This is a genomic window from Streptomyces sp. NBC_00775 (assembly GCF_036347135.1).
GTDB lineage: Bacteria > Actinomycetota > Actinomycetes > Streptomycetales > Streptomycetaceae > Streptomyces > Streptomyces lutosisoli.
In genome coordinates this window covers 5,205,488-5,232,045 of record NZ_CP108938.1, presented here as the reverse complement: position 1 = coordinate 5,232,045, position 26,558 = coordinate 5,205,488, and the positions used below count along the sequence as shown (strand labels likewise).

The following is a 26,558-nucleotide window of genomic DNA, read 5'->3' as shown; positions in this document are numbered from 1 at the left end:
AAAGTGGAGCGCGCCACTGTACGAACGACCTTGACGCCCTGGGCCGTGTCTGCTCGGCTCTGCCTGGGTCGATGGCGGACCGGATGGGAGCACCCCGCGCACGCCGCACTCGGCCGGCACTCGCATACGGCGCCCCCTCCATCACGGAGCCTGAGCGCCCCCGCCGGAGGCTTGTTCTGACGGGGAGACTCCGTGTCCGGGTCTCTGCTCAGGGCCGTTGCTTGCTGCGGCCCCAGGGACCGGCCCCGGCGCAGAGGGGCCGGGCCCAAGGGGCCGGTCCGCGCTTGCGCGGGCACTTGAACCAGTAGAGAAAGTTGTAACTCAGTCGGTCGGTTGGGTCGGCTGGGGCGTGAAGTCATGTGCACACGTTGGGAGTTCGATGCCCTGGCGATGGGCGAGCGGCATGAAGAGCGCTCGTCGGATGGTCCATGTGATGCGGGTGCTGGCGTGCGTGACTGAGACCGTGCAGGGCTTGGCCTGTAAGAGGGCTTGTCGGGTCTCGATGCGTCCCTCGTACAGCCACGCCCATGCTTCGTCTGATGCGCCGGAGTCGAGCCCGGGCGTGATGGTGCTGAGTGTGACGGCGATCCATCGGTCGGCCTGGGGTGCCGAGTAGGCGTCGAAGGATGCCAGCAGCGTGGGCGGGTTCTCCTGGGTGAGGTCCTCGGTCCAGCATTCGCACCAGTAGCCGAGGCGGGGTTCGTTCTTCAGCACGGGTGGTCTCCTGGGCGGGTGTCAGTGAAGAGTTCCGCAGTGACCGTGTGGCCGTTGTGGCTGTCGTGGACCACGACCCGGTGTGCGATCACGCTGACCATGCCCAAGCCTCGGCCGTGCTCCGCGTCCTCGGCCTGGTGCTGGACCTTCGGGGCCGCGCCGGTGCCCCCGTCATCCGTCACCGACAGGGCGACCACCTGCGCGGAGACCGCAAGCGCCAGATGGAAGGTGCCGGACTCCCGACCGCTGGCCGTGTGCAGGATCGCGTTCGCACTCAGCTCGCTCACGATCAGTTCCGCGTCCTCCGCCAAGGGCGATCCGCGCAGGATGTCCCGCGTCCAGCGCCGGGCCCTGCTGACCTCTTCCGGGAAACCTGGGCAAGTGAGCCCCCAGACCCGCGCAGTGCTCGTATACTCGTGCATACAAGTTCCTTCGTGCTGGTAGGCCGCCATGTGCAGCGGGTTCGGGCTAGACGAGTTTCACGCCGTCGTGGGCGCGGATGGCCGGCGGGGAGGCTCCGTCGGGGGAGTCGAGAGCGTCCGGGACGCGGATCGCGTACGCCTCGTCGGCGAGGTCGGTCACTTCTTCGCGGGTGGCCCAACGCAGTGCGCGGGTCTCGTCCCCGATGGTGGGCGTGCCGTCGGCGGCCTGGCAGCGGAAGACCAGGGACACGATCAGGCCCGTCATGTTCTTGTAGACGCCGGTGAGGGTCGCGGGAAGCGCGATCTTGATGCCGGTTTCTTCGAGGACTTCGCGCTGGAGTGCCTCGGGGAGGGTTTCCTCGCGCTCGACAACGCCACCCGGAGGTTCCCACTGGCCGTTGTCGCGTCGCTGGATCAAGAGGGCCCGGCCCTGGTCGTCGACGATGACTCCGGCAACGCTCACGGAGTGCGGACGGTCAGTGGTCACGTTCCTCGGCCCTCTCGGATGGCTAGGCTCTCCACCGTAGCAACAACACTCGCTCACTCGTCTAGATATCTAAAGGAGTACTCGTGACCTCGCTCCCGGCCAGTCTGCTCGGCGATCTGGACCCCACGAGTGATCGTGCGGTGTTCCGGCAGATCGCCGACCAGCTGCGTGAGGCCATCGACCGTGGGCGGTTCAAGGAGGGCGAAAAGCTCCCCTCGGAAGCCGAACTCGTCGAGCACTACGGCGTTTCCCGGATGACCGTCCGCAACTCGTTCTCCCTCCTCCAGGGCGAGGGCCTGGTCGCCGCCGAGCACGGCAAGGGCGTGTTCGTCCGACTGCGTCCGCCCGTGCGACGGCTGGCCTCCGACCGGTTCGCCCGGCGCCACCGGGAACAGGGGAAGTCCGCGTTCATCGTCGAAGCGGATGCCGCCGGCAGTCACCCGCAGGTGGACGGCCTGGAGGTCAAGGAGGAGAAGGCCAGCAAGGACATCTCCACCCGGCTCGGGTCCGTACGGCGCGTGCTCGCCCGCCGGCGCCGGTACCTGCTGGACGGGCGGCCGGTCGAGTTCGCCACCTCGTATATCCCGCTCGACATCGCGCGCGGTACGCAGATCGCCGAACCCAACCCCGGACCCGGTGGCATCTACGCCCGCCTTGAGGAACTGGGGCACCACCTCGACCACTTCGAGGAAGAGATCCGTGCTCGGATGCCCTCGCCCACCGAGGTCAAGACGCTCCGGCTGGCCTCCGGTGTGCCGGTGATCCATCTGATCCGTACCGCGTACGACACCGATGGGCGGGCCGTCGAGGTCTGCGACACCGTCATGGCGGCGGACGCCTACGTCCTTTCCTACCAGCTCCCGGCGACCTGATCGGCGGTGCGCGAGCCCACTTCTTCGGACTCGTACACCTGAATATGCATAGTCGTGTAGACGAATAGAGGGAAGAGCGCCTTCCGCGCCATCTGCGTGGAGAGCTCAGCCGCGACGATCCTCCTGACCGAGGCGCCTGAGGCGCCTGAGGCGCCCGAGTCCACGGGCCGCGACCGCCAGATCGACGGGATCGGCGGGATCGCCAAGTCCGCCTGAAGCGGTCGTACGGCCGGATCACACCCGTACGGAGTCTGGACCAGCTCAACCGACGTCCTGACCTGCACGTTTCAGTGCTCCGAAGCTCCCCCCGAAGCACTGAAACCCCGTTGAAGCCATTCTGAACCGCCCCGCCCGCAAGCTCTGCCGCATGACAACAACGACCCACGAACTCGCGATCGCAGCCACCGGGCTGCGGAAGTCCTACGGGGACAAGACCGTCCTCGACGGCATCGACATCCAGGTGCCCGTCGGCACGGTCTTCTCCCTCCTCGGGCCGAACGGCGCCGGCAAGACCACGGTGGTCAACATCCTGTCGACGCTGATCTGCGCCGACGGCGGACAGGCGCGGATCGCCGGGCACGACCTCACCGCCGAGGCCCAGGCGGTGCGGGGCGCGATCGGTGTCACCGGCCAGTTCTCCGCCGTGGACGGACTGATCACCGGCGAGGAGAACATGCTCCTCATGGCGGACCTGCACCATCTCTCCAAGCGCGAGGGGCGGCAGGTCACCGCCGATCTGCTGGAGCGGTTCGATCTCACCGAGGCCGCGAAGAAGCCCGCCTCCACCTACTCCGGCGGCATGAAGCGCCGCCTCGACATCGCCATGACCCTGGTCGGCAGCCCGCGGATCATCTTCCTCGACGAGCCGACCACCGGCCTCGACCCGCGCTCCCGGCACACCATGTGGCAGATCATCCGCGAGCTGGTCTCCGACGGCGTCAGCGTCTTTCTCACCACCCAGTACCTGGACGAGGCCGACCAGCTCGCCGACCGCATCGCGGTGCTCAACGGCGGCAGCATCGTCGCCGAGGGCAGTGCCGAGGAGCTCAAGCGGCTCGTCCCCGGTGGCCACGTACGGCTGCGCTTCTCCGACCCGGTGGCATACGAGCAGGCGGCCACCGCCCTGCGCGAGACCACCCGCGACGACGAGTCGCTCACCCTGCAGATCCCCAGCGGCGGAAGCCAGCGCGAACTGCGCGCCATCCTCGACTGGCTGGACGCCGCCGGCATCGAGGCCGACGAGCTGTCCGTGCACACCCCGGACCTGGACGACGTGTTCTTCGCCCTGACCGCAAGCCCCGTCCCCGCCCCCTCCACCAGCAAGGAGACCGTCCGATGAGCACCGCCGGCTACGCGTTCCGCGACAACCTCACCATGCTGCGGCGCAACCTCCTGCACGCCCGCCGCTACCCCTCCCTCACCCTGAACCTCCTGCTCACCCCGGTCATCCTGCTGCTGCTGTTCGTGTACGTCTTCGGCAACGTGATGAGCGCCGGCATCACCGGCGGCCACGCCAACCGTGACGACTACGTCGCCTACCTCGTCCCCGGCATCCTTCTCCTGACCGTGGCCATGACCTCGCTCGGCACCGCGGTGGCCGTGTGCACCGACATGACCGAGGGCATCATGGCCCGCTTCCGCACCATGGCGATCTCCCGCGCCTCCGTGCTGATCGGCCACGTGATCGGCAGCGTGATCCAGACGCTGATGGCTCTGGTGCTGGTCCTGGGCATCGGACTGGCCATCGGCTTCCGGCCCGACGCGACGCCGGTGGAGTGGATCGCGGCGGCCGGACTGCTGGCTCTGGTCAGTCTCGCGCTGACCTGGCTCGCGGTCGGCATCGGCCTGATCAGCCCCAACCCCGAGGGGGCCAGCAACATCGGGACGCCGCTGGTCATGCTGCCGTTCCTGTCCAGCGCGTTCGTGCCGGTGGACGCCATGCCGGGCTGGTTCCGCTGGTTCGCCGAGTACCAGCCGTTCTCGTCCGCCATCGAGACCCTGCGCGGGCTGCTGCTGGGCAGCGAGATCGGCACCAAGAACGCGGTGCTGGCCGTCGGCTGGTGCCTGGGGCTGACCGTGCTGGGCTACCTGTGGTCCAAGGCGAAGTTCAACCGTGAGCCGCGGAGTTGAGTTGGTGCAGGGCCGCGGCCCGCAGCTCGTCCCGCCCCAGGGCGGCGTACGTCGACCTCGCGTCGTCGTAGGCCGCCCTGTCGGCGTTCTCGGCGGCCTGCCGGGAACGGGCCGAGGACAGGGAGGGGTACTCCCGTACCGCGGGCATCCGTTCCGCGAGCGCCAGCAGCCGTACGGCACTACGATCGCCCCCGGCCAGCCCGGCGAAGCCGAGCGCCGTCAACACCGTGCCGTAGACCGGAAGTTGAGCCGGAGGGCCGTCGCCCGGGGAGCCGGACAGCATCCCGAGCAGCCGTTCCCGCAGCTGCTCGGCCAGCCGGGACACCGGTTCGAGCCGGCCGCACTGCGCGTGCGCCGACAACGCGGCCGACTGGATCGTCAGCGACCACGGATCCACGAACGGATCGTCGGCATACTGCAGGACGCCCTCCCGTATCCGCTCCACCGCCTGGCGCCACAGCCCGAGCCCGACCTCGGTCAGCCCGCGGGCCAGCGCGATCTCCGCCCGGGCCGGCAGATCGGTGTTGAAGACCTCGGCGGACTCCGGCTGTTGATCATGGGCCGCGAGACTCATCCAGTACTCCGCCTCGTCGACGTCCCCGCGCTGCAGACAGGCGAGCACCAGCCCCGAACGGACACCGATCGTGTCCGACCAGTCGCCGACCTCGTCGAGCGCGCTCAGCGCGGCCCGGAGATGGTCGTAAGCCTCCGCGCCGTACCCGAGCTTCAGGCAGAGCTCGCTGATCCGCCCATGGCTGAGCAGCCGCATGGCCGGATTCCCCATGTGCCCCAGCGCGCCGAGCATCCGACGGGCGCACTCCAGCGCGCGCTCCGTCTCGTGCTCGGCTTCCCATACGTAACTGGCGACGCCCGAAGCCATGCCCGCCAGCATGGGCGCGTCGGCGTCGCAGAGTTCCCGCAGCCGCGTGTACCGCGGCGGGTGTATCTCCGGGAAGGCGCACAGCACGATGGCCAGCGCCCGCGCCACTGTGTCCGGCGAGGCGGGCGGCAGTCGGCGCAGCGTGACGAGATGGCGTACGGCGTAGGGGCCGCGGCCCATGAAGAGGCTGGCCGTGCACACCGTCGCCGCGCTGCGGGCCGTCTCGACGTCGTCGGGGTTCTCGGGGCCGGGACGGAAATGGGACAGCGGCCCGGCGGTGTCGTCGGCGAGGGCGGCGAGCCGGGCGTAGTTGGAGCCGGTGGCCCACAGCGAGCCCAGCGCGGCGGTGAGAGCCGCGATGGTGGGCCCGTCGGCGCGGACCATCGCGTAGCGCAGGGCCAGGACGAGGTTGTCCTGCTCGGCCCCGATGAGGATCCACGGGCGCTGCGGGCCGCCGCTGAACAGCACGTCGTGGTGTGCCCGCCCGAAGTCCCGGGCCCAGAGCAGGAACCGGCCGGTCACCGTCTCCTCCTCACCGGCCTCGGCGCGCCGGGCGGCACTGAACTCCCGCAGTGTCTCCAGCATGTGGAAGCGCACCCCGGAAGGACTGTCACCCACTTTGATGAGCGACTGACCGGCCAGCTGTTCCAGCAGGGTCAGCGCGTCCGCGCTCTCTCCGAGCACCCACTGGGCCGAGTCCTCGGTGAACCCGCCGGGGAACACGGACAACGCCCGCAGCGCCGCCCGCCCGTCGGGCTCCAGCAGATTCCAGCTCCACTCGACCACGGCCTGCAGTGTGCGATGCCGCTCGGGCGCGTCGCGGGCGCCGCCGCGCAGCAGCGCGAAACGGTCCCGCAGCCGGTGCGAGATGTCGGCCACGGAGAGCACCCGGACCCGGGCCGCGGCGAGTTCGACGGCCAGCGGCAGCCCGTCCAGGTGGCGGCAGATCTCGGCCACCTTGTCGGCGGGCAGTTCCACGCCGGGCCGGGCGGCCCGCGCCCGCTGTTCGAAGAGCTCGATCGACGTCGCCGGCGAAAGCTCCGGCAGGGCGTACACCGACTCCGAGGTCAGCCCCAGCGGAGCCCGGCTGGTGGCCAGGACCCGCAGCTCCTTCGACCGCGACACCAGCGCCTGTACGAGATCCGCCGCGCCGGGGATCACCTGCTCGCAGTTGTCGAGGACCAGCAGGGCGGGCCCGGCGCCCAGCGCGGCGACGATGCCGCTCACCGCATCCCCGCCCCCGCTGAACCGCCCGCCTTCCCCGGCACCGACGGCCGAGGCGACCTCACCGGCGACGTCGTCGTCGGCGAGGACACCGGCCAGGGTGACGAAGTGAACGACGGGCTGCTCGGCCGCCCGGCTCACCGCGTGGGACAACCGGGTCTTGCCGAGCCCACCGGGACCGACGACCGTGACCACCCGCACCGCGCGCAGCAACTCGCCCACGGCGGTGACATCGGCATCCCGCCCCAGCAGAGGATTCGGCTCGTGCGGCACACCATGCCGGACCGTCGGCGCGTCCGCCCGCACCAACTCCTGGTACACGGACCGGAGTCCGGGCCCCGGATCGGTCCCCAGCTCGTCCCGCAGCCCGCGGCGATAGGCGTCGTAGCGGGTCAGCGCCGCGGCCCGCCCGGCGGTCGCGGCCTCACACCGCAGCAGCTCCGCCAACACCTCCTCGTCGCGCGGCAGTTCGCGGGCCAGCCCGGCCAGCGGCGCCGCCGCCTCCTCCCGCCACCCCGTCCGGGCGAGCGCGAGCGCCCGGAAGCGGACCAGCGCACGATGCGTCCGGCCCCGATCGGCGCGCAGCGCCACCACCGGATCGCGCAGGTCCTCTTCCGCCCCGGCGCCCGTACTCCCGTCCCACAGAGCCAGGCCCGCCTCGGCCTGCGCCAAGGAGCCCGCGTGATCCCCGGCCCTCGCGCGCTCGGCGCTCGCCGCCTCGTGCAGCAGCAGCGCGGAACTGTCGACCTGCGCCTCGTCCAGCGCCAGCCGGTACCCCGTCGGCGTGCTCACGACCAGGTCGGCCCCTATCTGCGCCCTGAGCCGCGACACCAGGACCTGCGCGGCCTTCCCCGGCCGCTCCGGCAGCTCGTCCGGCCACAGACCCTCCACCAGCCGCCCTGTGCTGCAGCCGGTGCGCAGATCCTCGGCAAGCAATGCCAACAGCCCGCGCAGCCGGGGGGCGGTGATCTCCCGCCCGCGACAGGCGACTTGGGACAGCAGGGTCAACTCGGTCGTCACGCCTGCAGATTAGCCAGTACCGCGCCAGACGCGACGCTTCACTGCCCGCCCCTCACCGGAAACAATGCGATTGCGCGATTATCAACTGCTCAGTAAAAATCAGCATATCTACTGAAAAGTGAGATTTATGAAATCGCAGATATGTGCACGAATAAGATACGGAATTACTTTCTCCGGATGGCGCCAACCACGGGCGAGACTCTGGGCCGTGGTGGGCGTGGCGGCCCTCGGATTCCTCATCATGCTGGAGATCGCCGCGCGTCGCTACGGCCTGCCCGGGCCGATGACCAACCAGGTGCAAGAGGTGATATTCGCCCCCAAATCGGGGCCGCTGTTGTACGCCAGTATGGCGTTGATGATGGTGGTGCTCACCTGGCGGCAGCGGTTCATCGCGGCTGGTGCCGCGATCGGTATCGACGTCGTCTTCGCGCTGGTGCGGTGGGCGGTTGACGCCAGGACGACCGATGGCCAGCCCTTCGGAAACGGCGCGTTGTGGGTGATTCTGGGCTGTGGGGTCATCGCCGTCACGCGCCGCACCGGCCGGGAACGCGTCCTGCTGCTGAAGGGCGTCGGGCTGGCCCTGCTGCTGGTGACCGGCCGCAAGACCGGCGACACCTGGCTACTCGTCACCTCGAAGACCCGCCCAACTGTGCTCGACCAGTACGTGGCAACCGTCGATCACGCGCTGGGCAACCCGTCGTGGCCGGCGGGCCGGATCGTCGAGGCCACCGGCCCGATCGGCTTCAATTTTCTCGACATCGTCTACGGTCAGCTCGCGGTCGCCGCGGTCGTCGTCGCGCTGTACCAACTGCGCAACGTGGCGGTCGAGCGCCGCTTCCCGCGCCATCATCTGGTGCGCACCTTTCTGGCGATCGGCCTCCTCGGGCCGGCCATCTACATGATCTTCCCGGTGGTCGGACCGGTCTTCGCCTACGGCACCGGCGCCGAGCACTGGGCGGCGGTCAGCCTGTGGGCACAAACGCCGCCCAACGGGCACTGGGCGGCGGCCGACCTGTGGCCGGAGACGCCGCCGCCGCTCACTACCCCGCACCCGATGCCGTTCGACGAGATCACCCCACGCAACTGCATGCCCAGCCTGCACACGGCGTGGGCCACCGCGATCTTCGTTCATTCCCGCACGGGCCCACGGATTCTGCGATACGCGGGCACGTTCTGGCTGATCGCCACGCTCTGCGCAACGCTGGGATTCGGCTACCACTACGGCGCCGACCTCATCGCCGGCGCGGTGTTCGCGCTCACGATCGAGGCGGCTCTGCGCGCGCACGACCACGGCTGGGACCGATCAGGAATCCAGCTGGTCGCTTACGGTGCAGCGGTCTTCGCCGCGCTCTTGGTGTCCTATCGCTATCTGCCGATGGAGATGGCCAGACACCAGTGGGCATCTGGACCCCTTCTCATTCTGGCGCTGACCTCGGTGATCTACGGCTACGTACGGACCACCAAACTGTGGGAATCGAAGCCCGCACCAGCGCGGCAACCGGAATCGCAACTCGAACTGGCGTGAAGCGTTGCCGGAAGCGGAAGCCCCGCCAACCGGGCCAGGCTTTCGGGCCCGTCCGGCATGGCAGCGGGTCGACGGCGCGATCCGCCTGGATGCTGAGAGCCGAACCAGGCAGGAGAGAGCGTGAACGATTCCAGCCCGCGAGGACCCCGGAGTTCGGCATCCACCAGCGCGGGTCATGACGTTGCCGGTGCGCCGGGGGTCATCGGCATCGCCCTCGCCGCCGTGCTGGCGGCCGCACTCGCGGAAGGTTCGTGGCAGTGGTTCGCCACCTACATCGGGGTGACGCTTCTCGCGGTGATCTTCTCCTTCTACCGGCTGCCGACGTGGACGCCCGGCCTCCGATCCGAGTACGCACGGAATCTGACGGCGTATTCGCTGGTCGTCGGCTTGTGCGCATCGATCGCACTGGCCCCCATACTGCAGCGCTGGGCGTGGCTGTTTCCGATGCCGGGCACCCGTGACAGGTGTCCCGCGCTGGGCGCCTACGAGAGCATCCGGACGGAGGCGGCGCTGGCGAACCTGGCCGGCCGTGACAGTGCCGCCTTGGCTCACGCGCAGGACGTCCAGAGCCACGCCGCCGTTGCCGACTGCCTGTCCGCCACCACGACCCTGTGGCTGCCGGTGTACGCGGCCGGAGTGGCTGTGCTGGTGGCTCTGGTCGCGTGGTCCGTCGACCGAGCCCGGGTGAGGAACGAGGCGGTCAGCTCTCCCGCTTGATCCACTCGCCGCCGCCCAGCGGGTAGTCGTAGCCCGGGCGGTCCGCGTCGGCGCTGGTGCGGAACGGGGTGCCGTTGTCGTCGATGTGGACGGTGCCACGGCGGCTGCCGCTGGACCAGTCCAGGGTGAGGTCCCAGCGGACGTCGTGCGCCTCGGTGTGGGCGTTGACGTAGAAGACCTCCGGGTCGGACTCGCTGACCTTGTACGGGAAGTCGCGCTGGCCGTTCTTGACGGTGACCGTGGGACTGCCGTTGTCGAGGCCGATGTCGAACGACTTGGTGCCGACGCCACCGCCGCAGCCGACGCCCATCGAGTAGTCGTTCCAGGCGAGCGGCGCGCCCTTGGTGAGGACGCGTACGTGCAACGCCTCCAGGACGACGGTCTCCTCGCCGGTGCCCTGGACGGTGAGGGCGATCCGCTGTTCGCCCGAGGACACCGCCCCGTACGCGGCGGCCCAGCGCGGGGCGTCCTGCTCGCTCGCCGGCGGGCCGACCTGTTCGGGTTCGCTGTCGACCAGGAAGTGCTGGCTGCACGGGTCGTCGTAGACGTAGGGACGGGTGCCGACAGTGAGCGGTACGGCGTCGGTGGCGCCGTCGCCGGTGGACTGGGCCGCGCCCTGCTTGCCGCCACCCTTCGAAGTGCCGGATCCGGCCCCCTCGGACTCGGTGGGGGACGCGGAGGCGGATGCGGACGGCTTGTGTCCCTTCGCGCTGGGGGACGGAGCGGCGGACGGCTTCCCGGCGTCCACCGTGCCGGTGATCACGGCGGTGTCGCCCGCCGCCCGTCGGCCACCCGCGCCGCCGGACGGCAGGTTCACGGCGAGCACGACAGCCCCCAGCACGGCGGCCACCGCGACGGAGGCGATCAGCACGGTGCGACGACTATGGGGACGACGGGGCGGTGCGAGGTCCCGCGGCGCGTCTACGACAACGGGCTCACCGTTCTCGCCCTCGCCCTGTCCGTGCGATGCCGTTGACCCTGGATCCACCGTCTCAACCGTTTCAGCCGCATGAGCCGCATCAGCCGAATCGGTCGCATCAGCCGAGCCGGCCGAACTGGCGGCCCCCTGAGCCGAACCCGTCGGCGCGACCTGATCCGCCCTGCGCCTCCGTGCCGCGTCCGCCAGGATCCAGCGCCGGTGCAGCTCCACCAGGTCCTGCGGCGTTGCCCGGCAGACCCTTGCGAGGCGCTCCACCGGTGCGTAATCGATCGGCACGGCGGTGCCGTTGCAGTAGCGGTGGAGTGTCGACGTGCTCATGTGCAGCCGCTTGGCAAGCGCCCCGTAGCTCAGCCCCGAGCGGTCCTTGAGCTCGCGCAGCAGCCGCGCGAAGGCCTCCGTCTCCTCGGCCCCTGTTGCCGCTGACACCCGTTCCCCTATCCCCGTGTTCCAGTCGCGCGTTCCAGGGCCACTGCATTCTCCCTGGTCAGAGCGCGTTTCGGCGTTCCAGCGTCCCCAACTGCCCGCCGTGCGTGGCGGTTGGGACGGATCACCTCACAAGCTTCGGTCATCCAATCACCACCCCCACCCGAACACCGAAGGGGCACAGCCACATGTCCAACCTCCGCGCCTCCCGCACTCGTCTTGTCAGCGCCGCCGCGACCGCCGTTCTCGCCGCGCTCTCCCTGACCGCGTGCAACGACGGAACAGGGGCCCGTGACGAGGGCGCCTCGGCCACCACCACGACCGCGAACTCCCCTTCCGGCGTTCCCACTTCCACTTCCGGATCCGGCTCCGGATCCAACTCCCCCTCGTCCTCCTCTTCTTCCGCCTCCTCGGGCGGCAAGCCCGCCACCGCCACTACCGGGCCCGCCACGGACACCTCGGCGTCGAAGACGCCCGTCTCCTCCGGCAAGCCGGTCACCTGCGAGGGGTCCAACACCAAGACGGTCGCGGCCCCGCTGAACCGCCCCGTGAACCACATGCTGCTCACGGTGACCAACACCGGTGGCAAGACCTGCTACCTCTACGGCTACCCGGCCATCCGCTTCGGCGAGGCCCAGGCCGTTCCTCCGGTCATCGAGGAGTCGCAGCCGCAGGCAGTCGTCACGCTCCAGCCGGGCGAGTCCGGCTACGCCTCCGTGAGCCTGTCCGCCACCGACGGCAGCGGCTCGAACGGCCACACCGAGAAGTCCCTGGCCGTCTACTTCCGCGGCCGCTCCGGCAACGAGAGCGTCGGCGCGGGCGCTCACCCGTCGCTGCCCGCGAAGGGCGTCTACGTCGACGACTCGCTCGAAGTCACGTACTGGCAGCAGTCGATGGATGACGCCGTCACCTGGTGACGCCTGGAGGGAGTCAGGACGGCAGAGTGGCTGTGACGAGCGTCACATTCCAAGGTTCGAACTTCGACGCTCGCCCTGCATCTAGTCGGAGTCGGTCACCGAACGGCTTCGGATCAACACCCCTCCACAGCCGTCCACTTCCTGTCACCAAGGAACATTCAATGGGTTATCTGCGCGGATTCATCCCCTGGATCATCGCCGGCGTCGTCTCGTCGTTCGACTGGCGCTGGGGCGCGATCGGAGGTCTCGTCTCGGGGCTGCTGCTTCTCCTCCAGGACCGGCGTCGGGGGGTCGGTTCCGACGCCCTGGTCCTGGAGATCAGCACCATCGTGTACTTCGTCGTGGTGGGCGCCGTCTCCGTCGCCGATCCGGGTTCGGCCCTGGCGGACCACACCGACGTCGTCTCCTTCGCCTGGCTGGCCGCCACCGCCTGGGGGACCCTGGCGATCCGCCGCCCCTTCACGCTGGGCATCGCCAAGCGCCAGACACCGCGCGAGTACTGGGACATGCCGGAGTTCATCCGGGTCAACAACCACATCACCAGCGTGTGGGGCGCCGGCTTCACCTTCATCGGCGTCAGCCTGGCCGTCTGCGGGGCGGTGGACGCCCCGGCCTGGGTGGGTATCGCCGCCCATGTCATCGGCCTCGCCGGCCCCGCCGTCTTCACGAAGGTCTGGCCGGCCCGGGCCCAGGCGCGGCTGCAGAACCAGGCACCGGTGACGGCTCTTCCCCAATAGGCCTCCATAGGCCCCAACAGGCCGTCCCAGTCGCCCTCTCGCAGCGCATGACTTCCGCGACCTCGCGACCAACAACTCACCACACCGAAGGAGCCGGCCCATCATGAGTACCGTCCCAGAAGCCATGAGTACCGCCCCAGAAGCAAGGAACGTCGTTCTCGTCCACGGCGGATTCGTCGACGGATCGGGCTGGAAGGGGGTCTACGACCTGCTTCGGGCGGACGGCTACAACGTCGGCGTCGTCCAGAACCCCACCCTCTCCCTCGAAGGCGATGTCGCCGCCACCAGGCGGATCCTCGACGCTCAGGACGGTCCGACCGTACTGGTCGGGCACTCCTACGGCGGCGCGGTGATCTCCGAAGCGGGCAACCACGAGAAGGTGACCGCGCTCGTGTATGTCGCGGCGTTCGTGCCCGACAAGGACGAGTCGGTGAGCACCCTCATCGCCGACCCGCCGCCCGGAGCGCCGGTTCCGCCGATCCTGGCGCCCGTCGGAGGGTTCCTCTTCCTCGACCGGGAGAAGTTCGCCGCGTCCTTCGCCGGGGACCTGCCCTCCGACGAGGCCCGGTTCCTCGCCGACTCCCAAGTGCCCTGGGGCGTGGACGCGTTGGGCGGCACCGTCACCCAGCCGGCCTGGCGCGCCAAGCCGAGCTTCTATCTGGTGGCGACGGACGACCGCATGATCCCGCCGCCGGCCCAGCGCGCCATGGCCGAGCGGGCCGGCGCGACGGTGGCCGAGACCGGCGGCAGTCACGCCGTGTACGTGTCCAAGCCCGGTGAGGTCGTCGCGATCGTCAAGAAGGCCGCGTCAGCCGTCTCCTCGGGGGCCACCGAATGAGGAGCCTCCGCGAGGGGCTGCGTGCCTACGCCGTTGCTGCACCCGGCGATGTCCGGTCACCCGGGCCGGCGGCATGACCGACGAGACGACTCTCCCCCGCTACGTCCGGGGCCGCTTCGCCCCGGTCCCCGACGAGTACAGCGCGGCCGATCTCACCGTGCGGGGCTCGCTGCCGCCCGACCTGGACGGCCGCTATCTGCGCAACGGCCCCAACCCGCTGCCCGGCGAGGACCCAGGCCACTGGTTCACCGGCCCCGGCATGCTCCACGGCATCCGGCTGCGCGGCGGTCGCGCCGAGTGGTACCGCAACCGGTGGGTCCGCACCCGGGAACTGGAGGGACACCCCTTCATCCGCGAGGACTCCACCGTCGACCTGGCCGCGACGCCCGCCAACACTCACGTGATCCGGCACGCGGACACCGTGCTGGCCCTGTGCGAGGTGGGCCTTCCCTACTGGGTCACCGACACGCTGGAGACCGTCGGGCCGTACGACTTCAGCGGGCGGTTGACCACCGCGATGACCGCGCACCCCAAGGAGGACCCGGTCACGGGCGAACTGCACCTGTTCGGGACCGGGTTCGCCCCGCCGTACCTCACCTACCACCGGGTCACCGCGGAGGGAGAACTGCTCGACAGCCGGCCGGTCGACGTGCCGGGCCCGACGATGATGCACGACTTCGCCATCACCGAGCACCACATCGTCTGGATGGACCTCCCCGTCGTCTTCGACCCCACCCTGGCCGGACGCGGCGGCATGCCCTACCGATGGGACGAGGGCTACGGCGCCCGGCTCGGGATCATGTCCCGCACACCCGGCAGCACCGAGGTGAGGTGGTACGACATCGATCCCTGCTACGTCTTCCACGTGGGCAACGCCCACGAGGACGCGCAGGGGCGGATCGTGCTGGACGCGGTGCGCTACGACCCCGCCGGCTTCCAGCGCGCCTGGTCGGACATCGGCGGCCCCACCGGGCCGAACGGCCTGGCGGGGGTGACGGAACCGGGCCACTCCCAGGGCCCCTCCGTCCTGTACCGCTGGACGCTGGACCCGGTGGCCGGCCGCGTCACCGAGTCCCGGCTGGACGACCGCGAGGCCGAGTTCCCCACCCACAACGAGAGCCTCACCGGGCGCCCCCACCGCTTCTTGTACACCGTCTCCGGCGACGGCATCGTCAAGCACGACCTCGCGGGCGGCACCAGCCGCATCCACAGGACGCCCGGCAGCCGCTACGCGGGAGAGGCGGTCTTCGCTCCGGCGGCGTACGGCACCGGCGAGGACGAGGGCTGGCTGCTGTCGCTCGTCTCGGACGACCACGGTGCGGCGGGCGAACTGCTCGTCCTCGACGCCAGGGAGCTCTCCGTCCAGGCGGTGGTGGAACTGCCGTACCCCGTCCCGGCCGGTTTCCACGGCAGCTGGCTGCCGGAGCTCTCATGACCGGGGCATGATGCACGCATCGGCACGTCCAGGGGCTTCGGCCCGGCGGTGTGCGCCGAAGCCCCGCCGGGCCGAACCCCGCACCACAGGGTCCATGACGCGTCACTCGTCGCCACGGAGGTGTTCGCACGACATGACAGCCCTCAGCCCTCCCACGGACGAGGAACTCACCCGCAGGGCCCAGGCCGGTGAGACCGCGGCGCTCGGTCTGCTGCTGGCCCGCCACCAGGCGCCGATGCGTGCCGTGGCGATGAGCTTGCTCGGCTACGGCCACGACGCGGAGGACGCGGTGCAGGACGCCGCGTTGACCGCGCTGCGGCGCATCGGCGACGTACGGGATCCCGCGGCCGTGGGCGCGTGGCTGCGGGCGATCGTGCGCAACAGCTCCCGCATGCGCCTGCGTGCCACCCGGGAGACACCGGGCCTCGACGGCCTGGACCATCTGCACCTTCGCGACCACGAGTCCTCGCACCCCGAGCGGGTCGTCGAACAGCACGCGATGCGTGACTGGATCTGGGACGCGATGGAGGAGCTGCCGGAACAGCTCCGGCTGGTGCTCATGCTGCGGCACTTCAGCGGCATCGCCTCCTACCAGGAGATCGCCAACGCCTGCGAGGTACCGGTCGGCACGGTGCGCAGCAGGCTCAGCCAGGCCCGCGGAAAACTGGCCCAGGTGCTGCTGACGACCGCCACGGAGGCCCACGACGATGCCTCCCGTCTCACCGAGGACAGCCGGCACGAGGCCGAGGTCACGCTGGAGGGCGCCCTGCGCGGCCGACAGCCCAGCGAGATCCTGGAGTTGTGGCCGACGGAGACCGAACTGGTCGGCATCCTCAGCTCGCCGGGCGAGCGCAGCCATCCCTTCCCGGCCATGCGGCGGACCCGGGAAAAGGGCGTGACCCAGCACCTGCGCCATGTAGTGGCCAGCCGCGACATCACCATCTGGGAGATGGACGTCACCAACCCCGCCGGTATCCCCGACCCCTGCCCGCCGACCCTCGCCTGGCTCATGTTCCGCCAGAACCGAAGGGTGCAAAGACTCCGGGTGGTCTTCCCCGAGGGCCTGGACAACAAGCAGACCCCAGGCCGCTGACCCCCGAGGCCGCTGACCCGAGGCTGCTGACCCGGGGTCTCAATCGACGGCGACCCCATGGGCGCGTCGTCCTCGAAGAGGTCCGGGTCGAAGCCCCCCTTTGCGGGGCCGCCCGCAGGCGGTGAGAAGGGCGGCGCCACCGGTCGATCGGATCCGGTGGCGCCGCCCTCTTTTGAATCTTTTCCTGAACCGGTGCGGCTAGCTTCTGCTCCACTGCTGGGTGGCGTTGCCCAGCGGGGTCCACAGCTCGACCTTCGAGCCGTTGGCCGTGCCCCAGCCGGTCACGTCGATGGCCAGACCGTTGGAGCGGTTGGCGATGGTGCCGTCCACCCGGAACACCCACTTCTGCTGGACTTCCCGTTGCAGGCCCAGAGGATGAGCTTGGTGCCCGCGGTGGTGCCGTCGCCGTCGGCGGCCAGGCACTTGCCGGAGACGCGCAGTTCGCCGGCCGTGGTCTGGGTGATGGTCTGGTTGGCGTTGCCCGAGCAGTCGTAGATCTGCACCTGGACGCCCGTCTGGCCGCTGGGGACGTCGAGGCAGCGGCCGGAGTAGCTGCCCTTGAGGGTGAAGGTGGCGTCCGTGGGGAGGGGGTCCTGGACCAGTTGCCAGTCCTGTGAGCCGTCGGTGGTCGACGCCGCCACGGTGACGGAGCCGCCCGCCGTCGAACCGGTCATGTACAGGCTGGTGTTGAGGACCGAGCGGAGCTTGTAGTACCCGCTGGTCGACGACGAGACCTGGGTCCACTGTTTGTCGGTGGCTCCGTCGTCGACCCACTGGGCCAGCTTCTGCCCGGCCGTCGCGGTGCCGGTCCAGATGGCGACCGAGCGGCCCCCGGCCTTGTTGAGCAGCGTCACGTTGCTGCCCTTGGCGGTCAGGTGCCAACGCTGGGTGGCGGCCGTGGAGTCGGCGGCACTCAGGACGAGGTCGGGGGTGTTCCCGGTGAGGTTCGCGTCCTGGGTCTTCCCGGACGCGGTGGCGAGGACCTGCCCGGTCAGCCGGTTGACGAGGCTGTAGTAGGCGCCGTCGGAGCGGCCGAGGTCGACCTCGGCGTACTTCACGGGGCCGACGCTGGTGCCGCTCCAGGACGCCTGGAGGATCAGGACGCGTCCTGTGCCGTCGACGTACTGGAGAGTGCGGCTGTATCCGGCGGCGATCGGCGTCTTGTACTCCTTCCACGTGCCGGTGCTCAGCCCGGACTCGTTGACCCAGACGTCGCCGCTGCCGGCGGCGTTGTAGACGATCCGCCCGTCCGGCATCGGGAGCAGAACCGGGCTGCCGCCGATGGACAGCGTGCTCCCGCCCGAGGGCACGGGCAGCGAGGTGATCGCGGCGTCCGTGGCCGAGAAGAACTTCGTCGGGTCGTCGGAGATCCGGTAGCGGACGTTCGTCCCGCCGCCCCAGTACTCGTACGTCAGGAGCCACTTGCCGTCGGTCGTCGGGGCGATGGTCGTCATGCCCGGGCGGCCGCCGCCGATCTCCGTCTTGCCGCTGCCCATGCTCACCGTGGAGCCCGGGACGTCGACGACGGGGCTGCTCCAGGACGTGCTGCTGCTGCCGTTCCAGGTGCGGTGGAGGAGGACCTGGCCGCCGGAGTCCGTCGCCGTGTCGTTGTCCGGGTCGAGGGTCGGGGCGCCGGTGCTGGTGTCGTAGCCGGTGTAGTCGTCCTCGTCGGAGTAGTAGGCGATGAGCGTGCCGTTGTGGGCGAGCAGGTGCGGCTCCCAGACGGGGTCGACCTGGGCGTGGGTGTTGGCCGTCGAGACACGGCCGACGCTGCCCGCGCTGCCGCCCTGCCAGCCGCCGGCGGCGATGATGTTCTCGAAGCTCCAGGTCGCGCCGTCGTCCGTGCTGGCGTACAGGGCGAGTGCCACGTCCTTGCGGTCGCCGTCACTGGTCGGCGTCCAGCTGGAGTTGGCGGCCTTCTGCTCCTCGTAGTAGTAGTCGTCGCCGGAGACGATGCTCGCGAGCAGCAGCGTGCCGGCGCTCAGGTTTCCGACGTCCTGCGGGAGGACGTAGAGATACGGGTTGGTCCAGTTGCTCGTGTACTTCGCGTACGCGCTGTCGCTGGACAGGTACGCCGGGGCTTTGACGTCGGCCAGCTTCGCCCACGTCGTGCCGCTGTCGTCGCTCTTGTAGACGGGCAGCGTCTGGCCCACCGGAGCGCTCTGGCTGTTCTCGAACGTGGCCACGAGCCGGCCGTCCGGCAGCTGGGCCGACTTCGGGTAGAGCACGCACGGGCTCTTGTTGCACGCGGCGGTGTTGTCCGCCGTATACAAGTTCGCGGGGCTCGGCTGATACGCCGACGCATTTGTCGCGGAGGCGATGGCGATTGCCACGCCTATGCCGAAGGCCGTCGCCGAAGCGAAAACCTTTCGCGCCCAGGATCTTTTCAACGGCGTTCCTTTCACCAGGGGAACAGCGCACCCCGGTCCATGGAGTTCCACGCAGTGCACGGGCTTCCATGCGGTGCACGGGTTTCCCCGCAATGCAGGGGTTTCCATGGGGTTCCACGGTTTTCCGTGGGGAGGGGGAAAGAGGGTGCGGGGCAGGAAGCCAGTATTCGCAGGCGACATCGCGCTGTCACCGGCACGTTGCGAAAGGATTTCGCGGAATTGCGGGTTACGGGGTATTGACGCGACTGCGCGCGGACGTCGAGGTCCGCAGGACGAGTTCCGTCGCCAGTTCGATGCGTGGCGCCGCGGGCGGGCGGCCCTCGGCGAGATCCATCAGCACCCGGGTCGCCTCGCGCCCCAGCTCCTCGAACGGCTGGCGCACCGCGCTCAACGGTGGGCAGGCCATGGCCGCCACGAGCGTGTCGTCGAAGGACATGACCGACAGGTCGTCCGGTACGGAGAGCCCCTGCTGCCGGGCGGCCTCCAGCACGCCGAGCGCCTGCGCGTCGCTGGCGGCGAAGACGGCCGTGGGCGGGTCGCCGGCCCGCAGGATCTGCAGGCTCGCGGCGAGCGCCTCGGCGTAGTCGAAGTCGGTCGAGCGGACGATCGCCGGGTCGTAGGCGACCCCGGCCTCCTCCAGCGCGGCCCGGTAACCGTGCACGCGCGCCGCCCCTGCCAGGGAGTGCGAGCGGCCCGCGACCATGCCGATCCGGGTGTGCCCCAGCGCCAGCAGATGCTGGACGGCGTCCCGGGCCCCGCTCCAGTTCGTCACCCCGATGCTGGGAATGTCCTCCGACGGCGCGCTCAGGGGGTCGATCAGCACCACCGGCAGCCGCTGCTCGACGATCCGCCGCTGGTCCTCCTCGGCCAGCATGGAGATCACGATCACGATCCCCGCCGCGCCGAGTGACACGCACTCCTCCAGCCACCCGGAGATCGACCGTCGGCTCGTCGTCCCGGTGACCACGTCGATGCCGAACTCACCGGCCGCGTCCACGATGCCCCGGGCGACCTCCAGGGTGTACGGGCCGGACAGGTCACGGAAGACGACGACGATCTGCCGTGGCGTCGCGGGACCCCGCTCCCACGGGCGGACGTATCCGTACCGCACCAGCAGTTCCTCGACCCGGCCCCGGGTCGCCGTACCCACGTCCCGGCGTCGGTGCACCACCTTGGACACGGTGCTGAGCGAGACCCCCGCCTCGGCGGCGATGTTCGTGAGCAGGCCGTGCTGCGCTTCCTGCCGGTCCTTGCCTCGACCTGTCACCCGATGTCCGTTCCGTACCCCGAGCCTCGACGCGCCGGACGCACCGCGCACCTGGCCAGAACTCCGCCGCAACGTAACGGGCCCGGGGACGGGGAGGCAAGACCGGTGCGCACTGTTCTGTGGCGCGGATGGATCAGGCGGAACCACCTCTGGCCGGAGGCTGGAGGGGGCGGACGCGCGCCTGGGTCGACGGACTCTGTGACCGCGCAGTGTGGTCTTCGCCGTCAGGCGGCCTGGTGCTGGAAGGTGCGGCGATAGGACGTGGGCGTGATGCCGAGGGCGTCACGGAACCGGGCGCGCATGTTGGCGCCGCTGCCGAGGCCGCACCGGACGGCGATCTGTTCCACCTGGAGGTCGGTGGTCTCCAGGAGTTCTCGCGCGCGGTTGACGCGGGCGGTCAGGAGCCATTGGTGGGGGCTGACGCCGGTTTCCTGGCGCCACAGGCGGGTCAGGGTGCGCGCGGAGACGCCGGCACGGTCGGCGAGGTGGGGGATGGTGAGGTCTTCTTCGAGGTGGAGCAGGGCCCATTCACGGGTGTCGGCGAGCGTGGTGGCCTGGGGGGTGGGGAGGGTCCTGTTGATGTATTGGGCCTGTCCGCCGTCGCGGTGCGGTGCGGCGACGATGTCCCTGGCGATGTCGTTCGCGACGGCTGCGCCGAGGTCTTTGCGGACCAGGTGCAGACACAGGTCGATGCCGGCCGTGACGCCCGCGGAGGTCAGGATGGTGTCGTTGTCGATGTAGAGGACGTTGCGGTCGACGCGCAGCCGGGGGTAGAGCTCTTCGAGGTCGTCCGCGCTGGCCCAATGCGTGGTGACGGTGCGGCCGTCGAGCAGTCCGGCCGAGGCGACGGCGAAGGCGCCGGTGCAGATGGAAGCGATGCGTATCCCGGCGCGGCCGGCGAGCTTGAGAGCGGCCCTCACCCGTGGGTGCGGAGGGCGCCGGAAGTCCTCGAAGCCCGGGACGATGATCGTGTCCGCGTCGGCGAGCGCCTCGAGACCCGCGGTCAGCCCGAGGGTGAAACCGGCGCTCGTGGTCACGGCCTCCTCGGTGTCGCCGCACACGGTGAGCTCGTAGGGGGTGTTCGGGCGGGCGTTGAAGATCTGCGTGGGGATCCCCAGATCCATGGGCAGCACGCCGTCGACGGCCAGGACCATGACCCGGTGCTTGTTCATGGCCGCAATATTACGTACGACACCAATCTCGTGGGGAAGGCCAGGGAACCGTCATGCCCTGACCCAGGGCTGTTCCCGGGATAAATCCCCTGATCAGGCCGCTGATCGTGTGACCGGAAAGCAAGGGCCCATCCGCACCGGTCTGGCCCAAAAGATGCGCATGTCGGCAGATGAGCCGTGGCCTGGAGGGGAGGTTCCGGAGCAGGATCGAAGAGCGAGCGCGGGGCAGCCGACTCCACACACCGGTGGAGCGGTCCGAGAGCCCCGGCCGTGGACGAGGAGCCGGCGATGACTTCGCAGAATGTGGGCCGCTTCTTCGACGTGCGGGGCGGCCAGGTGTACGCCCACGTCCGCGAGGGTGACGGCCCGGCGCTGGTCTTCCTGCACTACTGGGGAGGCTCACGGCGCACCTGGCTCCCGGTGCTGCGGCGGCTGGACCCCGGGCAGGGCTTCGTGGCCTACGACCACCGCGGATGGGGCGACTCCGCGGGCGTGCCGGGACCTTACGGCCTGGAGCAGCTCGCGGACGACGCGCAGCGCGTCGTCGAGGCACTCGGATACTCCCGCTACGTGCTCGTCGGGCACTCCATGGGCGGCAAGGTGGCTCAGCTGCTGGCCGCACGCAAGCCCGCCGGTCTGAGGGGAGTCGTCCTCGTGGCACCCGCGCCGCCCGCACCGATCGGGGTGACCGCGCAGGTGCAGGAGACGGTTTCCCACGCCTACGACAACGAGGAAGCGGTTCTTCAGAGCATCGACCTGATGCTGACCGACGGCGGGCTGACTCCCGAGCTGCGCCGTCAGGTGGTCGAGGACAGTCTGCGCGGCGGCGACGAAGCCCGTCTCGAGTGGCCGCGCCAGGGCCTGCTCCAGGACGTGTCGGCCGGCGTCTCGGCCATCGAGGTGCCGGTGCTGGTTCTCGCGGGCAGCCACGACAAGGTCGACCCGCCGACCGTGCTTGCCGACCACCTGTTGCCGCTGATCCCGACCGCCACGCTGACCGTCCTGAAGGACACCGGCCACCTCTCGCCCCTTGAAGTGCCCGACCAGGTGGCCGCGCACATCGGCGCGTTCGTCGCCCAGCTGTAAGCACAGCACTCCAGCCGCACATCCCTCCCCGTGGGCGATCGGCTGTCGCTCCACGGGCCGTGCAGCCGCACGCCCCATACCCGGCAGGGGTGAGCCCGCGCCGCATGGCGCCCGGCCACCGTGGCGATCTGTCCCGGACCGGGCCCAAATGAAGGAGACCATCATGACCACCGACGCACACCTGTCCGTCTTCGACCAGCTCGACCTCCCCGACACGAGCCTCGCCCGGGACGCATACGCCTATGCGGCACAGGCCACGCCTGCCTTCGTTCACCATCACAGCGTCCGCAGCTACGTCTTCGCTCGGGCCCATGCCCAGAACCAGGGTCTGCGCGCCGGTACCGACTACGACGACGAGCTGCTGTTCGTCAGCTGCGTCCTGCACGACATCGGACTGAGCGAGGAGGGCAACGGCGACCAGCGTTTCGAAGTCGACGGCGCCGACATCGCGGCGGCGTTCCTCCGTGAGCGCGGTGTCGAGGAACGGCGTATCGCCGTCGCCTGGGACGCCATCGCTCTGCACACCTCGGACGGCATCGCCTCGCGGAAGGGCACGGAGGTGGCGCTGGCCCAGGCAGGCATCGCCACCGACATCCTCGGAGCCCGGCGTGAGAGCCTTCCGGCCGGCCTCGCCGACGAAGTGCACGCCCTGCTGCCGCGTCAGGACCTGGCCTACGGGCTCAGCGACGCGATCATCACCCAGGCCCTGGCCAAGCCCCACAAGGCGTCCCCGATCACCTTCCCGGGCGAGCTGCTGCGCCGCCACCTGCCCTACGGCGCCCAGCCCAGCTGGTACGACCTGATCGCCGCGGCCGGCTGGGGCGACAAGCCGGTCGGCGTCACCGCCCGGCGCCGTGCCGAGACGCCCCAGCAGGTGGGGACCTTGTTCATGGAGTACCTGGAGGCCGGTGACGTCGAGGGTCTGGTGTCGCTCTACGAGCCGAACGCCCACTTCGTCCCCACTCCCGGAACCCACCTGGTGGGCGCGGACGCCATCCGCCAGGCCATGCGGCAGATGGTCGACAGCGGTGCCCGCCTCAAGCTCGAACCGCGCGAGATCCGACAGGTCGACGACGTCGCCCTGGTGTCGAACAACGCCACCCTCACCGGAGCCGGACCGGAGCCGGTGATCTCCACCACCACCGAGATCCTCCGACGCCAGCCGGACGGCGGCTGGGTTCACGTCGTGGACGACCCGTTCTTCAGCTGACCGCGTCGGGCGGCCTGGGCACGGATGCGCAGGCCGCCGGCCCCTCCCAGGGCTTGGCGGGCATCTGATCAATGTTCAGGATGAGGCTCCTTGTCTCCGGCATGGCCACGGCGGGGGACCAGCGGCCGGCTGCGCGGCTATGCCGCGCTCGGGTCGTACGCCTGCCGGAGAGCCCGCGTTCGGCGGCCTCGGCGCTGCCGGGCGCCCGCTGCGAGGACCCCGCCGTCCCTTCGCCGATGGGGTTTCCCCCGCACCCGGTTCTCGTCAGTCGGTGGTGAACAACAGGACGGCGTTCTGGCCGCCGAAGCCGAACGAGCAGCTGAGGCCTGCGTTCTCGGCCACCGGCCGCGGTCGGCCGGCGACGATGTCCAGCTTGTGATCGCCGTCCTGGCCCTCGAAGTTCGCCACGGGCGGCACTGTCCGACGGCGCAGGGCGAGGACCGTGTACGCCGCCTGGATCGCACCCGCCGCTCCGAGAGCATGGCCGATCACGCCCTTGGCGGCCGTCACGGGCGGCGGGTCCGTTCCGAAGACCCGGGTGAGAGCCGCAGCCTCGGCCGCGTCGTTGTGCGGCGTGGAGGTGCCGTGCGCGTTGACGAGGCCCACGTCTCCCGGATCGCACGCCGCGTCGTCCAGTGCGACGCGGATGGCCCGGACCGCTCCGTGCCCGTGCGGGTGCGGGGCGACCGGATGGTGTGCGTCCGCGCCGGCGCCGTAGCCGCGCAGCACGGCCTGCACCGGTGCCCCGCGGGCGCGGGCGTGGGAGAGGCGTTCCAGTACGAGGACGGCGGCGCCCTCCCCGAGCACGAAGCCGTCCCGTGCCGCGTCGAACGGCCGGCTGGCCAGCTGCGGGTGTTCGCGCCGCCGGGACAGCGCCCGCATCCGGGTGAAGCAGGTGGCCGTCATACGGGAGCGCGCGGACTCGCTTCCGCCGGCCAGCACGATGTCGCACGTGCCGGACCGCAGCAGGTCCCGTGCCACACCGATCGCGGTCGCGCCCGAGGCGCAGGCGCTGGACGTGGTGAAGTTCGGCCCCTGGGCGCCCAGGTCGATCGCGACCTCGCCCGCTGCCATGCTCGGCACACTGCGCGGCAGCGCCAGCGGCGAGACCCGTTCGGGCCGGTCCGCGCCGAGATGGCAGAACTCGGTGACGTACGTGCCAAGGCTGTTGGACCCGACGCCCAGCACGACCCCGACCCGTTCCGCCGGCCAGGTGCCGGTGTCCAGCGCGGCGTCGGCGACGGCCCGTCGGGCGGCGGTCAGGGCGAACTGGATGTACCGGTCCACGCGCCGGGCGAGCGACCGGCCGAGTTCGGCCGCGGCGTCGAATCCGGTCACCTGGCAGGAGAAGTCGACGGGCAGCCCGGCGAGTTCGGGATCCGGGGCGGCCAGTGAGCGGCCCCGGCACAGGGCCGCCCAGTTCGCGTCCGCCGTATGCCCCGCCGGAGTCACCAGGCCCAGCCCGGTGACCGCGATCTCAGGCCGCATGTTCGAACGCCCGCGCCGCCTCGCCGAGCGTGGAGGCCGGGAACAGGTCCAAATCGTCCTCGGCCAGAACGATCCCGAACTCCTGCTCCGCCGCCACGACCAGTTCCATCAACGACATCGAGTCCATCCCGAGGCTTTCGAACGTCGTCGCGGCGGTCAACTGCTCCGGCGCCACATCGACTTCGAGGTGACCGGTGAGCAGGGCGATGAGCCGCTCGGGCAGTGCCCGCTCCGTATCTGTTTCCGCTGCTTGTGTCATGCCGTGATCTCCCGCTCTGTCGCACCATGTGATCTTCGCGATAGCAATGACTGTGATATCGCACGCCTGGTTGCGGAGCCGCTCGCGACGTCCCGCCCCCGCACAACGCCGGAAGTTCCGCCAGGTCACGAACTGCCGATTCGGTAAGGGGCCTTCGGTGTATTCGGACACAAGATCAGCGTGGGGCGCACGGCCGCCTCCCGCGCACGCTCGTCCGTTGGGGTGGACCCTCCGGGATGGAATTGCAGTACGCAATCCTGCTAACGCACCATCCTGGGGAGTCGAGCGAAGGAGCAGTCGAGCGTGACGCGAACCGGAGCGGTCTTCACCGTCCCGTGGCCCTTGCGGGTCAACCCCCATCTGGATCAGGCGCGCGACAGCGCGCTCGACTGGATGCGGAGGTCCGGCCTGCTGGACGGCGAGCAGGCCGCGCAGGACTTCGTCGACTGGCGGCTGGCCGAAGTGGCCGCCTTCTTCTATCCCCACGCCAGTGCCGAGGACTGCTGTACGGCGGCACAGATGATGGGCTGGTACTTCCTGCCGTTCGACGACCAGTTGGACGGCGAGGCCGGCCGTGATCCCCGCACGGTGGCGGCCGTCTGCAACGCCCTGATCGGCATCATGCACGGCGCGACCGGACCGCAGCCGCACGCTGCGCCGACGGTGCGGGCCTTCGCCGATCTGTGGAGCCGGATGGTGCGGGGGATGTCGCTGCCGCTGCGCACGCGCGTGGCGTTCAACTGGGCGTCGTACTTCTCCTCCCAGGTGACGGAGGCGATGGACCGTACGACGGGATTCGCCTACCGCGACCTGGCGGACTACTTCTCGCTGCGGGCGGCCACGACGTGCGCCTTCGGTCAGAACGACCTGGGCGAGAAGTGGGGCGGCACCGAGGTGCCGCCGGAGCTGTGGCACCACCCGGTGCTGCAGCGCATGCGTCAACTGGGCGCCGACGTGGTCGCGTTGAGGAACGACTCGATGTCGCTCAGGCACGAGGACGTCACCGGCGGGCACAACGCGATCCACGTCATTCAGCGCAGCCGCGGCTGCACGCGGCAGGAGGCGCTGGTCGAGGCGTCCCGCCACGCTCAGGAAAAGGTCGATGAACTCGTGGAGTTGGAGGAGAGGGCTCTGTCACGACTGCTACGGGCCGTCGACGAGAGCCGGCGCGCGGCGCTGCGGGGTTACGCGGACATCATTCATGACTGGATCCGCGGTGACTACGAGTGGGAGCGGATCACCACACGGCACGACGAGCACCGCGTGATGCCCGACTGGGCGTCCGGTCTGCTCGTGGGCGCGGGGAGTTGAA

General features: G+C 70.1%; 24 protein-coding genes. 13 read left to right on the top strand and 11 right to left on the bottom strand.

What is annotated here, in order from left to right:
• Positions 1 to 321 precede the first annotated feature (321 nt).
• Genes OIC96_RS23270 through OIC96_RS23260 form a run of 3 tightly spaced genes read right to left on the bottom strand, consistent with a single transcriptional unit; the run spans position 322 to position 1,599 of the window.
• A complete protein-coding gene (locus OIC96_RS23270) occupies positions 322 to 714 on the bottom strand; it encodes a hypothetical protein (RefSeq protein ID WP_330305973.1) in 393 nt (130 codons plus the stop codon).
• The gene (locus OIC96_RS23265) at positions 708 to 1,136 is read right to left on the bottom strand and encodes an ATP-binding protein (protein WP_330305974.1); all 429 of its coding nucleotides are present in this window, start codon (positions 1,134 to 1,136) and stop codon (positions 708 to 710) included. The genes OIC96_RS23270 and OIC96_RS23265 overlap by 7 nt, the downstream gene beginning before the upstream one ends.
• 46 nt (positions 1,137 to 1,182) lie before the next feature.
• A complete protein-coding gene (locus OIC96_RS23260) occupies positions 1,183 to 1,599 on the bottom strand; it encodes an NUDIX hydrolase (RefSeq protein ID WP_330462173.1) in 417 nt (138 codons plus the stop codon).
• Positions 1,600 to 1,706: 107 nt separating this feature from the next.
• Here OIC96_RS23260 and OIC96_RS23255 point away from each other — a divergent pair, with 107 nt between their 5' ends.
• From OIC96_RS23255 to OIC96_RS23245, 3 genes are all read left to right on the top strand, one after another.
• Positions 1,707 to 2,495, top strand: a complete 789-nt coding sequence (locus OIC96_RS23255) for a GntR family transcriptional regulator (protein ID WP_330305975.1) — start codon at positions 1,707 to 1,709, stop codon at positions 2,493 to 2,495.
• A gap of 367 nt (positions 2,496 to 2,862) precedes the next feature.
• Positions 2,863 to 3,834, top strand: a complete 972-nt coding sequence (locus OIC96_RS23250) for an ATP-binding cassette domain-containing protein (protein WP_330305976.1) — start codon at positions 2,863 to 2,865, stop codon at positions 3,832 to 3,834.
• Positions 3,831 to 4,625 (top strand): ABC transporter permease, encoded by a 795-nt coding sequence (locus OIC96_RS23245; RefSeq protein ID WP_330305977.1) that lies wholly within the window; start codon positions 3,831 to 3,833, stop codon positions 4,623 to 4,625. Before OIC96_RS23250 ends, OIC96_RS23245 begins: the two co-directional genes overlap by 4 nt.
• On the opposite strand, the gene OIC96_RS23240 is transcribed toward OIC96_RS23245, so the two are convergent.
• Entirely contained in the window at positions 4,603 to 7,749 is a 3,147-nt protein-coding gene (locus OIC96_RS23240) for an ATP-binding protein (protein WP_330305978.1), read from the bottom strand. The genes OIC96_RS23245 and OIC96_RS23240 overlap by 23 nt on opposite strands.
• Before the next feature lie 127 nt (positions 7,750 to 7,876).
• On the opposite strand from OIC96_RS23240, the gene OIC96_RS23235 reads away from it, so the two are divergent.
• A complete protein-coding gene (locus OIC96_RS23235; RefSeq protein ID WP_330305979.1) occupies positions 7,877 to 9,274 on the top strand; it encodes a phosphatase PAP2 family protein in 1,398 nt (465 codons plus the stop codon).
• 120 nt (positions 9,275 to 9,394) lie between these two features.
• Positions 9,395 to 9,991, top strand: coding sequence for a hypothetical protein (locus tag OIC96_RS23230; RefSeq protein WP_330305980.1), 597 nt, complete (start codon positions 9,395 to 9,397; stop codon positions 9,989 to 9,991).
• Here the strand turns inward: OIC96_RS23230 and OIC96_RS23225 are convergent.
• On the bottom strand, positions 9,975 to 11,357 hold the full coding sequence (locus OIC96_RS23225) for a helix-turn-helix domain-containing protein (RefSeq protein ID WP_330305981.1): 1,383 nt from the start codon (positions 11,355 to 11,357) through the stop codon (positions 9,975 to 9,977). The genes OIC96_RS23230 and OIC96_RS23225 overlap by 17 nt on opposite strands.
• A gap of 185 nt (positions 11,358 to 11,542) precedes the next feature.
• Here OIC96_RS23225 and OIC96_RS23220 point away from each other — a divergent pair, with 185 nt between their 5' ends.
• From OIC96_RS23220 to OIC96_RS23200, 5 genes are all read left to right on the top strand, one after another.
• Entirely contained in the window at positions 11,543 to 12,271 is a 729-nt protein-coding gene (locus OIC96_RS23220) for a DUF4232 domain-containing protein (protein ID WP_330305982.1), read from the top strand.
• 161 nt (positions 12,272 to 12,432) lie between these two features.
• The gene (locus OIC96_RS23215) at positions 12,433 to 13,008 is read left to right on the top strand and encodes a hypothetical protein (RefSeq protein ID WP_330305983.1); all 576 of its coding nucleotides are present in this window, start codon (positions 12,433 to 12,435) and stop codon (positions 13,006 to 13,008) included.
• Between the two features lie 124 nt (positions 13,009 to 13,132).
• Positions 13,133 to 13,846, top strand: a complete 714-nt coding sequence (locus OIC96_RS23210) for an alpha/beta fold hydrolase (protein WP_330305984.1) — start codon at positions 13,133 to 13,135, stop codon at positions 13,844 to 13,846.
• Between the two features lie 73 nt (positions 13,847 to 13,919).
• The gene (locus OIC96_RS23205; protein ID WP_330305985.1) at positions 13,920 to 15,281 is read left to right on the top strand and encodes a carotenoid oxygenase family protein; all 1,362 of its coding nucleotides are present in this window, start codon (positions 13,920 to 13,922) and stop codon (positions 15,279 to 15,281) included.
• Between the two features lie 133 nt (positions 15,282 to 15,414).
• Positions 15,415 to 16,374 carry an RNA polymerase sigma factor gene (locus OIC96_RS23200; protein ID WP_330305986.1) on the top strand — a complete coding sequence of 320 codons (960 nt, stop codon included), beginning with the start codon at positions 15,415 to 15,417 and terminating at the stop codon, positions 16,372 to 16,374.
• A gap of 198 nt (positions 16,375 to 16,572) precedes the next feature.
• On the opposite strand, the gene OIC96_RS23195 is transcribed toward OIC96_RS23200, so the two are convergent.
• From OIC96_RS23195 to OIC96_RS23180, 4 genes are all read right to left on the bottom strand, one after another.
• The gene (locus OIC96_RS23195) at positions 16,573 to 16,704 is read right to left on the bottom strand and encodes an RICIN domain-containing protein (RefSeq protein ID WP_330305987.1); all 132 of its coding nucleotides are present in this window, start codon (positions 16,702 to 16,704) and stop codon (positions 16,573 to 16,575) included.
• Complete coding sequence (locus OIC96_RS23190; protein ID WP_406501833.1) at positions 16,656 to 18,707, bottom strand: RICIN domain-containing protein; 2,052 nt, start codon at positions 18,705 to 18,707, stop codon at positions 16,656 to 16,658. The genes OIC96_RS23195 and OIC96_RS23190 overlap by 49 nt, the downstream gene beginning before the upstream one ends.
• Positions 18,708 to 18,990: 283 nt before the next feature.
• Positions 18,991 to 20,031 (bottom strand): LacI family DNA-binding transcriptional regulator, encoded by a 1,041-nt coding sequence (locus OIC96_RS23185; protein WP_330305988.1) that lies wholly within the window; start codon positions 20,029 to 20,031, stop codon positions 18,991 to 18,993.
• Between the two features lie 224 nt (positions 20,032 to 20,255).
• Positions 20,256 to 21,203, bottom strand: a complete 948-nt coding sequence (locus OIC96_RS23180) for a GlxA family transcriptional regulator (protein WP_330305989.1) — start codon at positions 21,201 to 21,203, stop codon at positions 20,256 to 20,258.
• 288 nt (positions 21,204 to 21,491) lie between these two features.
• Here OIC96_RS23180 and OIC96_RS23175 point away from each other — a divergent pair, with 288 nt between their 5' ends.
• Both OIC96_RS23175 and OIC96_RS23170 read left to right on the top strand, forming a co-directional pair.
• The gene (locus tag OIC96_RS23175; protein ID WP_330305990.1) at positions 21,492 to 22,289 is read left to right on the top strand and encodes an alpha/beta fold hydrolase; all 798 of its coding nucleotides are present in this window, start codon (positions 21,492 to 21,494) and stop codon (positions 22,287 to 22,289) included.
• 163 nt (positions 22,290 to 22,452) lie between these two features.
• Positions 22,453 to 23,499: an SgcJ/EcaC family oxidoreductase gene (locus tag OIC96_RS23170; RefSeq protein ID WP_330305991.1), complete on the top strand. Its 1,047-nt coding sequence runs from the start codon at positions 22,453 to 22,455 to the stop codon at positions 23,497 to 23,499.
• 264 nt (positions 23,500 to 23,763) lie between these two features.
• Here OIC96_RS23170 and OIC96_RS23165 read toward each other — a convergent pair whose 3' ends face one another.
• Positions 23,764 to 24,987, bottom strand: a complete 1,224-nt coding sequence (locus OIC96_RS23165) for a beta-ketoacyl-[acyl-carrier-protein] synthase family protein (RefSeq protein ID WP_330305992.1) — start codon at positions 24,985 to 24,987, stop codon at positions 23,764 to 23,766.
• Positions 24,977 to 25,417: an acyl carrier protein gene (locus OIC96_RS23160; protein ID WP_330305993.1), complete on the bottom strand. Its 441-nt coding sequence runs from the start codon at positions 25,415 to 25,417 to the stop codon at positions 24,977 to 24,979. Before OIC96_RS23160 ends, OIC96_RS23165 begins: the two co-directional genes overlap by 11 nt.
• 132 nt (positions 25,418 to 25,549) lie before the next feature.
• Between OIC96_RS23160 and OIC96_RS23155 the strand changes: the two genes are divergently transcribed.
• Positions 25,550 to 26,557, top strand: a complete 1,008-nt coding sequence (locus OIC96_RS23155; RefSeq protein ID WP_330305994.1) for a terpene synthase family protein — start codon at positions 25,550 to 25,552, stop codon at positions 26,555 to 26,557.
• The last annotated feature ends 1 nt before the right edge of the window (position 26,558 follow it).

What these genes read in the sequence shown, in the direction of transcription:
- OIC96_RS23170 (WP_330305991.1), top strand. Translation starts at nt 22,453, where the DNA reads ATGACCACCGACGCACACCTGTCCGTCTTCGACCAGCTCGACCTCCCC.
- OIC96_RS23175 (WP_330305990.1), top strand. Translation starts at nt 21,492, where the DNA reads ATGACTTCGCAGAATGTGGGCCGCTTCTTCGACGTGCGGGGCGGCCAG.
- OIC96_RS23235 (WP_330305979.1), top strand. Translation starts at nt 7,877, where the DNA reads ATGAAATCGCAGATATGTGCACGAATAAGATACGGAATTACTTTCTCC.
- OIC96_RS23215 (WP_330305983.1), top strand. Translation starts at nt 12,433, where the DNA reads ATGGGTTATCTGCGCGGATTCATCCCCTGGATCATCGCCGGCGTCGTC.
- OIC96_RS23165 (WP_330305992.1), bottom strand. Translation starts at nt 24,987, where the DNA reads ATGCGGCCTGAGATCGCGGTCACCGGGCTGGGCCTGGTGACTCCGGCG.
- OIC96_RS23220 (WP_330305982.1), top strand. Translation starts at nt 11,543, where the DNA reads ATGTCCAACCTCCGCGCCTCCCGCACTCGTCTTGTCAGCGCCGCCGCG.
- OIC96_RS23180 (WP_330305989.1), bottom strand. Translation starts at nt 21,203, where the DNA reads ATGAACAAGCACCGGGTCATGGTCCTGGCCGTCGACGGCGTGCTGCCC.
- OIC96_RS23250 (WP_330305976.1), top strand. Translation starts at nt 2,863, where the DNA reads ATGACAACAACGACCCACGAACTCGCGATCGCAGCCACCGGGCTGCGG.
- OIC96_RS23200 (WP_330305986.1), top strand. Translation starts at nt 15,415, where the DNA reads ATGACAGCCCTCAGCCCTCCCACGGACGAGGAACTCACCCGCAGGGCC.
- OIC96_RS23245 (WP_330305977.1), top strand. Translation starts at nt 3,831, where the DNA reads ATGAGCACCGCCGGCTACGCGTTCCGCGACAACCTCACCATGCTGCGG.
- OIC96_RS23205 (WP_330305985.1), top strand. Translation starts at nt 13,920, where the DNA reads ATGACCGACGAGACGACTCTCCCCCGCTACGTCCGGGGCCGCTTCGCC.
- OIC96_RS23265 (WP_330305974.1), bottom strand. Translation starts at nt 1,136, where the DNA reads ATGCACGAGTATACGAGCACTGCGCGGGTCTGGGGGCTCACTTGCCCA.
- OIC96_RS23210 (WP_330305984.1), top strand. Translation starts at nt 13,133, where the DNA reads ATGAGTACCGCCCCAGAAGCAAGGAACGTCGTTCTCGTCCACGGCGGA.